This window comes from Antribacter gilvus, assembly GCF_003946865.1.
GTDB classification, from domain to species: Bacteria; Actinomycetota; Actinomycetes; order Actinomycetales; family Cellulomonadaceae; genus Antribacter; species Antribacter gilvus.
On sequence record NZ_QXTH01000004.1, the window covers coordinates 346,279 to 359,242 of the forward strand.

Annotated in this window: 12 protein-coding genes; 6 read left to right on the forward strand and 6 right to left on the reverse strand. The window is 71.2% G+C overall.

Annotated features, from left to right (window positions below; all coding sequences use genetic code 11):
• Nucleotides 1–146: 146 nt before the first annotated feature.
• Both D1350_RS09275 and D1350_RS09280 read left to right on the forward strand, forming a co-directional pair.
• Nucleotides 147–686, forward strand: coding sequence for a peptidylprolyl isomerase (locus tag D1350_RS09275; protein WP_125775694.1), 540 nt, complete (start codon nt 147–149; stop codon nt 684–686).
• 257 nt (nt 687–943) lie between these two features.
• Nucleotides 944–1,600: a rhomboid family intramembrane serine protease gene (locus D1350_RS09280; RefSeq protein ID WP_338068155.1), complete on the forward strand. Its 657-nt coding sequence runs from the start codon at nt 944–946 to the stop codon at nt 1,598–1,600.
• Between the two features lie 111 nt (nt 1,601–1,711).
• On the opposite strand, the gene D1350_RS09285 is transcribed toward D1350_RS09280, so the two are convergent.
• Nucleotides 1,712–1,972, reverse strand: a complete 261-nt coding sequence (locus tag D1350_RS09285) for a cell division protein CrgA (protein WP_164545099.1) — start codon at nt 1,970–1,972, stop codon at nt 1,712–1,714.
• Nucleotides 1,973–2,223: 251 nt separating this feature from the next.
• Here D1350_RS09285 and D1350_RS09290 point away from each other — a divergent pair, with 251 nt between their 5' ends.
• From D1350_RS09290 to D1350_RS09300, 4 genes are all read left to right on the forward strand, one after another.
• Nucleotides 2,224–2,931: a DUF881 domain-containing protein gene (locus D1350_RS09290; RefSeq protein ID WP_240643991.1), complete on the forward strand. Its 708-nt coding sequence runs from the start codon at nt 2,224–2,226 to the stop codon at nt 2,929–2,931.
• Nucleotides 2,928–3,788, forward strand: a complete 861-nt coding sequence (locus D1350_RS09295; protein ID WP_240643992.1) for a class E sortase — start codon at nt 2,928–2,930, stop codon at nt 3,786–3,788. The genes D1350_RS09290 and D1350_RS09295 overlap by 4 nt, the downstream gene beginning before the upstream one ends.
• Nucleotides 3,788–3,955, forward strand: coding sequence for a hypothetical protein (locus tag D1350_RS23660; RefSeq protein ID WP_164545100.1), 168 nt, complete (start codon nt 3,788–3,790; stop codon nt 3,953–3,955). The genes D1350_RS09295 and D1350_RS23660 overlap by 1 nt, the downstream gene beginning before the upstream one ends.
• A 68-nt stretch (nt 3,956–4,023) precedes the next feature.
• Entirely contained in the window at nt 4,024–4,677 is a 654-nt protein-coding gene (locus D1350_RS09300; protein WP_125775697.1) for an aminodeoxychorismate/anthranilate synthase component II, read from the forward strand.
• A 101-nt stretch (nt 4,678–4,778) separates the two neighbouring features.
• Here the strand turns inward: D1350_RS09300 and pknB are convergent, their stop codons facing one another.
• From pknB to D1350_RS09325, 5 genes are read right to left on the reverse strand one after another with little or no spacing between them, the layout of a single operon-like run.
• Nucleotides 4,779–6,866, reverse strand: coding sequence for a Stk1 family PASTA domain-containing Ser/Thr kinase (gene pknB, locus D1350_RS09305; RefSeq protein WP_125775698.1), 2,088 nt, complete (start codon nt 6,864–6,866; stop codon nt 4,779–4,781).
• The gene (locus D1350_RS09310) at nt 6,867–8,420 is read right to left on the reverse strand and encodes a serine/threonine-protein kinase (protein ID WP_125775699.1); all 1,554 of its coding nucleotides are present in this window, start codon (nt 8,418–8,420) and stop codon (nt 6,867–6,869) included.
• Nucleotides 8,417–9,904 carry a peptidoglycan D,D-transpeptidase FtsI family protein gene (locus D1350_RS09315; protein WP_125775700.1) on the reverse strand — a complete coding sequence of 496 codons (1,488 nt, stop codon included), beginning with the start codon at nt 9,902–9,904 and terminating at the stop codon, nt 8,417–8,419. Before D1350_RS09315 ends, D1350_RS09310 begins: the two co-directional genes overlap by 4 nt.
• The gene (locus D1350_RS09320) at nt 9,901–11,541 is read right to left on the reverse strand and encodes an FtsW/RodA/SpoVE family cell cycle protein (RefSeq protein ID WP_125775701.1); all 1,641 of its coding nucleotides are present in this window, start codon (nt 11,539–11,541) and stop codon (nt 9,901–9,903) included. Before D1350_RS09320 ends, D1350_RS09315 begins: the two co-directional genes overlap by 4 nt.
• Nucleotides 11,538–12,962: a PP2C family protein-serine/threonine phosphatase gene (locus D1350_RS09325; RefSeq protein WP_125775702.1), complete on the reverse strand. Its 1,425-nt coding sequence runs from the start codon at nt 12,960–12,962 to the stop codon at nt 11,538–11,540. The genes D1350_RS09320 and D1350_RS09325 overlap by 4 nt, the downstream gene beginning before the upstream one ends.
• Between the last annotated feature and the right edge of the window lie 2 nt (nt 12,963–12,964).

Consider the following 12,964-nt stretch of genomic DNA (forward strand, 5'->3'; position numbering starts at 1 on the left):
TCCTGGGTCGGATGAACAGTACGTTTCCCTCGTGTCCCCACTCTGCCACCGGTGCGCGGACGAAGCGAGGGAAGTCCGCGCCGGAGTCCGGTCCGCGCCTGGCGTACTGCCAGCGAACGGGTGCCTCGGCATGGGAGGATTGAGCCATGTTCGCAACCCTGCACACCACCTCTGGTGACATCCGCATCGAGCTCCTGCCGAACCACGCGCCCAAGACCGTGGCGAACTTCGTCGGGCTCGCGACCGGCACCAAGGTCTGGACGGACCCGCGCACCGGTGAGGAGCGCAAGGACCCGTTCTACGACGGGCTGATCTTCCACCGCGTGATCCAGGACTTCATGATCCAGGGCGGCTGCCCCCTCGGGACCGGTACCGGCGGACCCGGCTACACGTTCGAGGACGAGATCCACCCGGAACTCTCCTTCGACCAGAAGTACCTCCTCGCCATGGCGAACTCGGGCAAGCGCCGCAACCCTGTCACCGGCGAGACCGAGGGCACCAACGGGTCGCAGTTCTTCATCACCACTACCGTCACCCCGTGGCTGAACGGCAAGCACTCGATTTTCGGTCGCGTGGCCGACGACGCGTCGCGGGCCGTCGTGGACGCGATCGACCAGGCGCGTACCCGTCCGGGTGACCGCCCGGTCGAGGACATCGCCATCACGTCGGTCACCATCGAGGACTGAGCATCAGCGCGGAGCATGGCGGCGGGCCTGCAGGCCCGGGCCCCGCCGACCCCGGCGCGGCCGGACCACCGGTCTGCCCGCGGCACCCGGACCGGGTGTCGTACGTGCGGTGCCAGCGTTGCGGCCGCCCCACCTGCCCGGAGTGCCAGCGCCCTGCCGCAGTCGGAGTCCAGTGCGTCGACTGCGTCCGGGACGCCGCCCGGGCCGCGCCGCGGGTGCGTACCGCGCTCGGCGGTGCGGCGACGACGGGCCGGCCCATGGTGACGATCTCCATCGTCGCGATCTGCGCCGTGAGCTGGCTCCTCCAGCTGGTGACCGGCGGGCAGTGGACCACCCTGTGGCAGTTCTGGCCGGGAGCGGGGATCGACGGGGAGCCCTGGAGGTTCTTCACCGCCGCGTTCCTGCACGCCACCCCCATGCCGTTGCACATCCTGTTCAACATGTACGCCCTGTGGATCACCGGCTCGTTCCTCGAACCGATCCTCGGCCGCGCGCGCTTCGTCGTGCTCTGCGTGCTCGCAGCGGTCGGCGGGTCCGTGGGAGTTCTCGTGCTGTCCCCCGGGCCGGAGCTCACGGCCTCGGGCATGTATGTGTGGGGGCCCGCGGTGGTGGGGGCGTCCGGCATGGTGTTCGGTCTCTTCGGCGCGATGCTGCCGGTGCTGAACCGGCTCGGCCGGAGCGGCGGACAGATCCTGGTGCTGCTCGCGGTGAACCTCGTGATCGGCTTCAGGGTGCCGGGCATCGCCTGGCAGGCCCACCTCGGTGGGCTCGTCACAGGTGCCGTCGTGGCCGCAGCCTTCGCCTATGCGCCCCGCTCGATGCGCGCGGCCGCGGCCTGGCTCGTGCCGGTGGTCGGCATGGTGGTCCTCGTGGTCGCCTCGACCTGGAAGTACGCCTCGGTCGGGGTCCTGTAGGTGCCGGCTACGGTGCCGTCCTCAGGACCCCGACAGGGCGAAGGTCTCTTTTCCCCAGCTTTACCCACAGCTGTGGGTATCTTCGACCTACCACGCCACGCCTGTGGAAAATTAGCGCCAGCGGGTCGTGAGGGCGAAGCCGGCCACGATCAGACCGAAGCCCACGGCGAGGTTCCAGCGGCCGATCTGCGGGATCGGCAGGCCGAGACCCGAGCTGGTGAGGTAGAACGTCACCACCCAGGCAAGGCCGAGGATCATGAGACCCAGCATGACCGGAGCGAGCCAGGGTGGGCTCACCTGCGGCTGCGATGCGGCAGCAGGCTTGTCCGCGTCCGGCGCGGTCTTCTTCTTGCGGGACTTCGACTCGGGCACGAGGCGGGCTCCTGTCCTGGAGGTGACGGCCGGCCCCAGATGGTCGGCCGACGACGGCTTTCGTGGACTAGCGTAGTGGTCACCATGACGCATGAGTGACACAGGATGCGTCAACGAGCACTCGGGTTTTGCCGGCAGGCGACCAGGGCAGCGGGAAACCACCCAGGAAGCGTGACGAAGGGGGCCTGGTGATGGCCGGATCGGGCACAGGGCCGCAAAGCCCGCCGCTGCGTGTGCAGCTGCGTTCCTCCATGACCGTGGGCGCAGTCCTGGCTGCGGCGGGCCTTCTCTTCGCCGCCAGCGCCCAGCTGGCAGACACCTCGGGCGGCCGCGACGCCCAGGACCTCGCCACGCTGGCCGACGCCGAGGCGCGCCGTGTCACCGAGCTGGCCTCGAGGGCGGAGGACCTCGACGCAGAGGTCCGGGCGCTCGACCGGCAGGTGGCCGCTGACGTGCCCCGGACGGATCCCGCCCTCGCCGCGCGCCAGGGCGTCGCCGCCGGAACACTGCCGGTCACAGGGCCCGGGCTCACGGTGTCGCTCGACGACGCCCCGCCGTCGTCCTGGTCGATCTCGGGCGCCACTGCTGACGACCTGGTGGTTCACCAGCAGGACCTGCAGGACGTGATCAACGCGCTCTGGGCCGGCGGCGCCGAGGCGATGACGCTGCAGGGCGAGCGGGTCACCGCGACGTCAGCCTTCCGATGCTCGGGAAACATCCTGCTGCTGCACGGCAAGGTGTTCTCGCCGCCCTATGTCGTGACGGTGGTGGGCGACCCGGACCAGCTCGAGGCGGCGCTCGACCGGTCGGAGGGCGTGCAGACCTACCGCGACTACGTGAGCCTGATGAACCTCGGCTGGGCGGTCCAGCGTCACGACGCAGTCGAGCTCCCCGCCTACTCCGCGGGCAGCGGCCTCCGTCATGCACAGGTTCCCGACGGAACGGACGTCTTCTCGTGACCCACGCGCCGGACACGCGCCCGAGCGCCAACCAGTGGTGGGAGCCCTCGCCCGTGGCGAGGCACTATGCGCCGCCTCCCCGTGCCCGACGGCAGTCGGGCGACTCGGGCGGGGTCGTGGCCTCCGCGGTCGGCGTGGTGGGCGAGCTCCTCGTCACGGCCGGCGTGATCCTCGGCCTGTTCGTGGTCTGGCAGCTCTGGTGGACCGACGTCGAGGGCGACCGGGCCCAGGCGGAGATCATCGCGGGGCTCGACTGGACTCCCCCGCCGGCGGAGCCGGCCGGCCCGGCCGTGGCCACGCAGCACCGCGCACCGGAAGCACCACCTGTCGCCGCCCCGCCCACAGAGGGCGAGGTCTTCGGCCAGCTGTACGTCCCCCGCTGGGGAGCGGACTACGTCAAGCCGATCGCTGAGGGCGTGGAGAAGGAATCGGTCCTCGACACGATCGGGATCGGCCACTACCCGGACACCGCGATGCCGGGCGACCTGGGCAACTTCTCCACCGCTGCGCACCGCACCACCTACGGCAAGCCGTTCCACCTGATCGCCGACCTCCAGGCGGGAGACCCGGTGGTGGTGCGCACGGAAGACACCTGGTACGTCTACCGCGTGACGGAGTCGAAGATCGTCACGCCCTGGCAGACCGAGGTGGTGGCTCCGGTTCCCGGTCTGAAGGCGGGCGACCCGCTGCCAGAGCTGACGCAGCGCTTCATCACACTGACCTCGTGCCACCCGATGTACTCCGCCAAGGAGCGCTACATCGTGCACGGGGAGCTGGACTACTGGGCGCCGGTGAGCGAGGGCACGCCGCAGGAGCTGCTCGACGCCGGGATCTCGTTCGCCGACGGAGGACTCTGATGTACGGCCTGATCTGGCGACTGCTGCCCGGACCGGTGTGGCTGCGGGCGATCCTGGCGCTGCTCCTCGCAGCCCTGGCGGTCGCAGCCTGCTTCGAGTGGCTGTTCCCGTGGCTCGCGGAGTACATGCCGTTCAACGAGACGACGGTGGGCGCGGCCGCGGCGTGAGCAGGTTGCTCGTGTCGGCGGGGCACCGAGTATCCTCGGCGGGACACTGCTGACGGAAGGTGAGGTCGATGACCCGGATCCTCGTCGTGGACAACTACGACTCGTTCGTCTACACGATCGTCGGCTACCTGGACCAGCTCGGCGCGAGCACCGTCGTGGTGCGCAACGACGCCGTGCCCGAGCCGGACGCCGACGGTCGCTTCCGCGACGCCGACGGAACACCGTTCGACGGGGTCCTGGTCTCGCCGGGTCCCGGCACACCCCACGAGGCAGGAAGCAGCGAGGACGTGATCCGGGCGTGCGCCAGGTCGCGCACCCCGATGCTCGGTGTCTGCCTCGGGCACCAGGCCCTCGCCGAGGTCTACGGTGCGAAGGTCACGCACGCCCCAGAGCTCATGCACGGCAAGACGAGCCTCGTGGAGCACGACGGCGCGGGCGTGCTGGCCGGTCTCGGTTCGCCGTTCACCGCGACGCGTTACCACTCGCTCGCCGCGACGCCCGACTCGATCCCGGACGAGCTCGCCGTCACCTGCACCACCGAGAGCGGCGTCGTCATGGGGCTGCAGCACCGTGAGCTGCCTCTGCACGGTGTCCAGTTCCACCCGGAGTCCGTGCTGACCGAGGGCGGGCACCGTCTCCTCGCCAACTGGCTCGAGCTGTGCGGCCTTGCCGGGGCGGTCGAGCGGTCGGCCGGCATGGCCCCGCTGGTCCATACGGACTGACGTCGTCGAGCGGGCGGCGGCAGTGCCCGCGCGACACGCCTGGAGAACGACGAAGGCGGGCGCCCGATGGGCGCCCGCCTTCGTCGTTCTCGGGTGGGGGGCTACGGAAGGATGTTCCCTCCGCCTCCGCCCCCGCCGCCACTTCCGCTCGGGGTGGGCGACGGCTCGGGCTCGTCCTCCGGGCCGAGCGAGACGACGATGATGACGTCAGATCCTTCGTTGACCTCGCTGCCCGCCTCGGGTTCCTGCCGGATGACGTTGTTGAGCGGCTCGTCGCTCGGCTCGAACCTCACAACCGGGTTCAGGGCGTTCTGGTTGAGCGTCTCCTGAGCCTGGGCCGCATTCATGCCGACCACGTTCGGCACGTTCGTGGTCTCCACCTGACGTGCCTCCGCCACGAAGATCGTCACGGAGGACCGCTGGGCGACGTTGCCGGCCACGGGCTCCTGCCGGATCACCGTCCCGGGCTCCTCGTCGCTCTCCTCCTTCTCGACGCGGATGTTCAGGTTGAGGTTGGAAAGCTCCGTCTCCGCCTCGGCCTGAGACCTTCCGACCAGGTCGGGGAGGGTGACCTGGCCCGACGAGACGAAGAGCTGCACCGGCGTGTCCGTCGAGACGGTCTGCCCCTTCCCAGGTTCCGTGCGGGTGACCAGGTCCTTCGCGATGGTCGCGTGGTTCTCGGGAGTGACCGTGCCGGCGACGGTGAACCCGAGCGCCTCCAGCGCGGCCCGCGCCTGGTCCTGGGACTGGCCCTCGAGGTCAGGGATGGTCTGCTCGCCCGGCTGCCCGACGGTGTAGACGATGATGGTGCTCCCGACCTCGGCGGTCTCGCCGGCTTCCGGGTTGGTCTCGCCGGTCGTGAGGCCGACCTCTCCGGAGGCCTCGGGGTCCACCTCGGAGGCGAACGTGAACTCCGCGCGCTCGATGATCTCCTGCGCGTCCTCCACGCTGAGCCCGGCGGCGACCGTGGGGACCTCCGCGGTGTCCCCGCCTTCCGGGTTGAGGAGCGTGAAGATGAGGATCGCCACCAGCGCCGTCGCCGCGACCGCGATCAGCGTCCACAGGAGCGTCTTCTTGTTGTCCGTCTCCTGGCGCTGAGGCTCACGCGCGCCCGGGCCGCCGGGTCCGGGGAAGCCCGCCCCCGGCGTCGTCGGGCCCACGGGGGCGCCCCAGGCCGTCGGCGCGCCCTGCCCCATGGGGGCCATGACCTGCGTGGCCGAAGCGCCGCCGTACGGCGGGAACTGGCCGGAAGCCGGGCCCATCATGACCGTCGTTGCTGCGCCGGCCGCGCCGGCCGCACCTGCGCCGAGCATCGGCGCGGCGACGTGCCCGCCGCGCATCGCTGCCTCGAGGTCGCTGCGGAACTCCGCGGCGGTGGAGTAGCGCTGCTCGCGGTCCTTCGTGAGAGCCAGGAGAGTGATCCGGTCGAGCACGTCGGGGACGTCGGTGGCGATCTCCGACGGGCGCTGCGGCGCCTGGCCCACGTGCTGGTAGGCGACGGCGACGGGCGAGTCGCCCTGGAACGGCGGGCGACCGGTGAGCAGCTCGAAGAGCAGGCAGCCGGTGGAGTACAGGTCGGAGCGGGTGTCGACCTGCTCGCCGCGGGCCTGCTCGGGAGACAGGTACTGGGCGGTCCCGATCACGGCGTGGGTCTGGGTCATGGTGGCCGCGGAGTCGGCGACGGCCCGGGCGATGCCGAAGTCCATCACCTTGACCGCGCCCGTGGGGGTGATCATGACGTTCGCGGGCTTGATGTCGCGGTGGACGATCCCGGCGTGGTGGGAGTACTCGAGCGCGGTGAGCACGCCGACGGTGATCTCGACGGCCTCCTCGATCGGCACAGCCGCACCGTCATGGAGGATGTCGCGGACCGTGTGGCCCTCGATGTACTCCATGACGATGAACGGGACGTGGACCTCCCCGCCCTGCGAGTCGGTGTGGATGTCCTCGCCGGTGTCGTACACCGCGACGATCGCCGGGTGGTTGAGCGACGCGGCGGCCTGAGCCTCCCGCCGGAACCGGGCAAGGAAGGAGGGGTCGCGGGCGAGGTCCGATCGCAGGACCTTGATCGCGACCGTCCGGCCGAGCCGTGTGTCATGACCGATATGCACCTCGGCCATGCCGCCACGACCGATGAGCTCGCCGACCTCGTATCGGCCGGCGAGTACCCGGGGCGTGTTGTCCACCACTCAGACGTCCTTCGGTGTCGTGGCCACAAGATCGACGTCTCGCGGCTCGTTAGGGAGCATCATCCCAGAGACGGCGACGTCGGAGGCCGTTCTGGACGCCAGCATTTCAGCGAATGTTCGAGAGGAAGCCACGGAAGCTTCGAGACCACGGTCGTCGGAGGTGTCGTCCTTGGCGCCGTTGGCGATCAGGGTGGCGACAAGGACCACGACAAGGAGCCCCACGAGGGCCACGAGCGGCCAGGAGAGGCCGAGCGCGCCGAGTCGGCGTCCGATCTCGGACGACGCCGGTCGCCGGCCGGGCCGGGAGCCCCCGGTCGAGGACGATCGATTCCGGCCGGCGGGTCCCGGCCCTGTCGCGTCGACCCGCCCGATGTCGGAGCGGGTGGTCGCGCGCACGTCGCGGCGCGAGGGGTACGCCCGCGGGGGGCTCGTCGCCGCCAGCGCGCTCGGAACGTATCCCGTGCTGGTCTCGGACAGGTCGAAGTCCGAGCCCGGTGCACCCGGGTACGCTCCGTCGTCGTGCACCGGGGGGCGTCGCGGGGCGAAGGTGGGTGCGTGATGGCTGGCGCGCGCCGCGTGGGCCGGGGCCGCGTGCGGCGGGCGCTCCTGCGGGACGCGCGCCGGGGGAGCGGCCGGTCCTGGTGGCGCGGGCTGCGGCGAGGCGACGACCACGGGGGCGGCCTCGCGCCGGGCGCGTCGCGACGTGAAGCGCGCGGTGCCGAACGGGTCGGCGGCGATCTCCGCGGCGAGCGCGTCCAGGATCCGCGCCAGCTCCTCGGCGGACGGGAAGCGGTGCGCAGGGTCCTTCTCGAGCATGCGGATGATCAGCTCGGACAGGCCGGGGTGCACGGACGACGGGAGCGGCGGCACGGGCGAGTTGACGTGCGCGATCGCGATGTCGACCGGGGTGCGCCCGGTGAAGGGACGACGTCCGGCGGTTGCCTCGTAGGCCACGACGCCGAGGGCGTAGATGTCGGAGGCGCCGGTGGCCTGCTGCCCCACCGCCTGCTCGGGCGAGAGGTACTGGGCGGTGCCCATCACCATGCCTGTGGCGGTCATCGGCACCTGGTTCTTGGCCACGGAGACGCCGAAGTCGGTGATCTTCACGGTGCCGGAGTGCTCGAGCAGGATGTTGCCCGGCTTCACATCCCGGTGCACCACGTGCGCCAGGTGTGCGGCGTGCAGCCCGCGGGCCGTCTGCGACAGGATCGGGAGCAGCCGGGCCGGGGCCAGGACCGGCTCGCGCTCGAGCAGGTCGGCCAGCGGCTCGCCGAGGACCAGCTCCATCACGAGGTAGCCGGCACCGCGCTCCTCGCCGTAGTCGTACATCTGGGCGATGTTCCGGTGCACCAGCGCGGAGCTGTTGCGGGCCTCGGTCCGGAGGCGTCGCAGGAAGTCCTCGTTGCCCGTGTACTCCTCGCGGAGCACCTTCACGGCGACCTCACGGCGCAGAGTGTCGTCCACCGCCACCCACACCTCGCCCATCCCACCGATGGCCAGGCGCCGCACGAGACGGTAGCGCTCGCCCAGCCGCAGACCCTCGACCGGCCTCATGGTGCGAGCACCGCCTCGATGACCGCGCGTGCGACGGGGGAGGCCAGCCGGCCACCGGTGGTCTCGTCGGTGCTCTGGCCCTCCTTCTCGAGCACGACCGCCACGGCGACCTGCGGCGCGTCGGCCGGGGCGAAGGCGGTGAACCACAGCGTGGTCGGCTCCCCCTGGCCGTTCTGCGCGGTGCCGGTCTTCCCGGCGACCTGCACGCCCGGGATCTGGGCCGACGTGCCGGAGCCGTCGTTCACCACGGCGAGCATCATCTGGGTGAGAGCCTCGGCCGTGGACCCCGACACCGACGTCTTGAGCCGGCGGGGGGTCGCCTCCTGGATCACCGCGGTGTCGCTGTCCCGGACTGCCTGGACGAGGTAGGGCTCCATGAGCTCGCCGTCGTTCGCGATCGCCGCGGCGATCATGGCGACCTGCAGCGGAGTCGCCACCACGTCCCGCTGTCCGATCGCCGACTGGGCGAGGATCGCCGCGTCGGGAAGGGAGTCCTGGACGACGCTCTCGGCGGTCGACAGCGGGATCTCGAGGCGCTGGTTGAAGCCGAAGCTCTCCGCCTGGTCGCGGAGGGCGTCCTCGCCGAGGTCGACGCCCAGCTTGCCGAAGGCGGTGTTGCAGCTGATGCGCAGGGCGTCGAGGAGCGACATCCGGTCGGTCGGCGAGCACGCGGCGTTGCCGAAGTTGGGCATGTGGTAGTCGACGCTCGGCATCGGCTGGTACGTGCGCGGCGCGTCGATCTCCGTGTCGGCCGTATACCGCCCGGTCTCGAGGGCCGCGGCGGCGGTGACCAGCTTGAACGTGGATCCGGGCGGGAAGGTGGCCCGGGTGGCCCGGTTGATGAGCGGTCCGTACGGGCTGCCCTCGACCGGCGCGTTCAGCAGGGCGGTGTAGGCCGCGGACGCGTCCGCGCTCGAGAAGATCGACAGCGGGTTCGGGTCGAAGGACGGCTTGGAGACCATCGCCAGGATCTTGCCGGTCGACGGCTCGATCGCCACGACGGCACCACGCCGGTCCCCGAGGGCGTCCCAGGCTGCGCGCTGGACGGCCGGGTCGATCGTGAGCTCGACCGACGAGCCCTGCACCTCTTCGCCCGTGATGAGGTTCTGCAGACGGTCGAGCCAGAGGGAGTCGGCCTGACCGGACAGGAACGAGTTCTCGGCGTTCTCGATCCCCGTGGATCCGTTGACGATCGAGTAGAAGCCGGTGACGGGCGCGTAGAGCTCCGCGATCGCAGGGTCTCCGCCGCCGTACACCCGCCGGTAGGCGCACACGTCGTCGACGGGGGTGGAGACCACGATGGACTCGCCGCCCACGACGATGGGGCCACGGAGGTTGCAGTAGTCGGCGTAGATCTTGCGGGTGTTCCGGGTGTCGCCGCTGAGGCTCTCAGCCTGGACGAACTGGATCCACGTGGTGGACACCATGAGGGCCAGGAACATGGCCATGACCACCGTGGACATGCGGCGGAGCGTCGTGTTCACCAGGGACCTGCCTCTCGCGCCGGACCGTCGGTCGTGGGGGTCGCGCCGCTCGGGGCGTCACCGGACGTGCCCGGCGCCGGGATGACTGTGGTCATCTCGTCCGAGCCGACGGGCGGCGGCGCGCCGGTCCCGGACCCGGACACCGGAACGACGCCGCCGGACCCGCCGGAGACGGGGAGCGCGCTGGTCGCGGGGGTCGCCCCGGTCGCCGTGCCGTCCTGGTGTCCCACGGTCACCGGGGCGGGTCCGGCGAGCTGGCCGCGCATGGGCAGCGCGGACGGACGGCGTGCGGCGTCGGACATCCGCAGCAGCAGGGCCACGACGATCCAGTTGGCGAGGAACGACGACCCGCCCTGGGCCAGGAACGGCATGGTCAGGCCGGTCAGCGGGATGACGCGGGTGATGCCGCCCACCACCACGAACAGCTGGAGCGCCATGACGAACGCGAGACCGCCGGCGAGGAGCTTGCCGAACCCGTCACGCACGCCCAGCGCCGTGCGGAGACCGCGCTCGACGATCAGCAGATAGACGAGCAGGACCCCGAGCAGCCCGGTGAGCCCGACCTGCTCGCCGAGGGACGCATAGATGTAGTCGGAGAAGGCGAAGGGGATGAGGCGCGGCATGCCCTCGCCCCAGCCGGCACCGAAGAGGCCACCGTTCGCCAGGCCGAACAGGCCCTGGACCACCTGGTACGAGCCGCCCGGGTCGCGTTCGTAGATATCCTTCTCGAACGGCGTGAGCCAGATGTCCACCCGCGCCTGGACGTGGCCGAAGATCGACCACGCCAGGACAGCGCCACCGGCGAACATGATCAGACCGATGATCACCCAGGCACCGCGCTCGGTGGCGAGGTAGAGCATCCCGACGAAGAGGCCGAAGAACAGCAGCGACGTGCCGAGGTCCTTCTGGAACACGAGCACGGCGAGCGACACGGCCCAGACGATCAGGATGGGCCCGAGGTCACGGGCGCGGGGAAGCTGAAGCCCGAGCACCTTCCGGCCGGCCAGGGCGAGGGTGTCGCGGTTGGTCACGAGGTAGCCCGCGAAGAACACGGCGAACGCGATCTTGGCGAACTCGGCGGGCTGCAGCGAGAAGCCGAACAGGTTGATCCAGATCCGGGCGCCGTGGATCTCGATGCCGATGGGATCCGGGAGCAGCGGCAGCAGCACCAGGACGATGCCCGCGATCATGGCCGTGTACGTGTATCGCCGCAGGTTGCGATGGTCGTTGATGATCCACAGCACAGCGAGGGCGACGGCCATGCTCAGGCACATCCACATGAAGTGACGCGCGGGGTCGGCGTCCGCCATGGACTTGTAGCCGGTCAGCTTCAGCGACAGGATCGTCGCGAGGCCGATCCCGTTGAGCAGCACGACGGCGGGCAGGATCACCTGGTCCGCGTACGGCGCGCGGAACCGCAGCACGATGTGCGCGCCGAGGGAGAGGCCGGTGAGTCCGAGGCTGTACGCCCAGAACCCGGGCGGGAGCCCGTCGACCATGGTGATCCCCACCATGGCCAGCGCCCCCATGGACAGCACGAGGGCGACGACCAGCAGCGTCGCCTCGGCGGCGCGCCCGGGGCGGCGCTCGTCGGTCTGCAGCAGGCCGGGGGCGGCGCCTGTCGTCACGGCGCTCATCCCGTCGGCCCCTGGGTACCGGCGGACGCGGCCGGCGAGGGTGATGCGGAGGGGGACGCGGTGCCCGTCGGCGTCGGGCTGCTGGACGGTTCGGTCGCCGGCTCTTCCTCGCTCGCGACGAGCTGCTCCACCCGGCTCCGCGCGTCCTCGTGCGACGACGCGCGGATGGTCTTGTCGACGCTGTCGGCGATGAAGGCCGGCAGGTCGGAGACCTGGGTGCCCGTGAGCTCGATCGGCGTGGACAGGGTGATCGGGCCGACGGTCGCCGGGATGCCCCGGAAGATCGCGACCTGACCGTCGTGCTCACCGATGTAGTACTGGCCCTGCGTCCACCGGTAGCCCGCCCAGCCGGCCACGGCCAGCCCGCCGACCAGCAGCAGGACTCCGAGCACGGTCAGCCAGGGACGCTTCCTGGCAGTGGGCCGTGCGTCGTCGTCGTCCGCCTCGGGCTCGGCGGCCAGGTCGCCGTCAGCGGCGGGCTGGAGGTCGTTCGCGTCCTCCTGCTCGGCGACGGCGACAGCCACGCCACCACCTACCGCCTCGGCGCCGGTGCCCTCCGGTGCCGCGGGGGCGCCCGCGGGCGTCACGCCGCCGCCGTTCGGGTCGATGCTCATGCCGTGACCGACGCCCGCGAGGGATGCCGAGCCCACGACGAGGGGGGTGCGGCCCGGCTCGGCGGCGACAGCGCCCTCGGGGTCGTCGACGACGTCGGCGACGATCACCGTGATGTTGTCTGTGCTGCCGGACCGCATCGCGAGCGACACGAGCCGCTCGACGGCGTCCGACGGTTCGGGTGTGGACGTGAGGATCTCGGTGATCTGCTCCAGCGGGACGAAGCCGGAGAGGCCGTCGGAGCAGAGCATCCACCGGTCACCCGGGCGGGCCTCACGGACCGACATGTCCGGGGTGAGGTCGAGGTCGAAGTCGCCGAGCACCCGCATGACGACGTTGCGCTGCGGGTGGTGCTCGGCCTCGTCCGGGGAGATGCGGCCCGTGTCGACGAGATGCTGCACGAACGTGTGGTCGACGGTGACCTGCGTCAGGAGGCCGTCGCGCATCAGGTAGGCCCGGGAGTCGCCGAGGTGGGCCATCGCGAGCGTGTTGCCGGTGCGGAGGAGCGCCGTGACGGTGGTGCCCATCCCGGCGAGGTCGGGGCTGGCGACGGTGGCCCGGACGAGGTCCTGGCGTGCCTGGTCGACGGTCTGCTCGAGGTCCGTCAGGGCCTGCTCGGGCCCGTGGTCGGGCCGGTCGAGCGGGGCGAGCGCCGCCACGGTCAGCGCGGAGGCGACGTCGCCTCCGGCATGGCCGCCCATCCCGTCCGCGACGACGAGGAGGTTGGGTCCGGCGTAGGCCGAGTCCTGGTTGTTGGAGCGGACGAGTCCGACGTCGGAACGCGCGGCGAAGCGCAAGGTCACGGTCACGT

Excerpts from the sequence above, each read along its gene's own strand:
- D1350_RS09275 (WP_125775694.1), top strand. The coding sequence starts at position 147 with ATGTTCGCAACCCTGCACACCACCTCTGGTGACATCCGCATCGAGCTC.
- D1350_RS09280 (WP_338068155.1), top strand. The coding sequence starts at position 944 with ATGGTGACGATCTCCATCGTCGCGATCTGCGCCGTGAGCTGGCTCCTC.
- D1350_RS09290 (WP_240643991.1), top strand. The coding sequence starts at position 2,224 with ATGACCGTGGGCGCAGTCCTGGCTGCGGCGGGCCTTCTCTTCGCCGCC.
- D1350_RS23660 (WP_164545100.1), top strand. The coding sequence starts at position 3,788 with ATGTACGGCCTGATCTGGCGACTGCTGCCCGGACCGGTGTGGCTGCGG.
- D1350_RS09300 (WP_125775697.1), top strand. The coding sequence starts at position 4,024 with ATGACCCGGATCCTCGTCGTGGACAACTACGACTCGTTCGTCTACACG.
- D1350_RS09310 (WP_125775699.1), bottom strand. The coding sequence starts at position 8,420 with ATGAGGCCGGTCGAGGGTCTGCGGCTGGGCGAGCGCTACCGTCTCGTG.
- D1350_RS09320 (WP_125775701.1), bottom strand. The coding sequence starts at position 11,541 with ATGAGCGCCGTGACGACAGGCGCCGCCCCCGGCCTGCTGCAGACCGAC.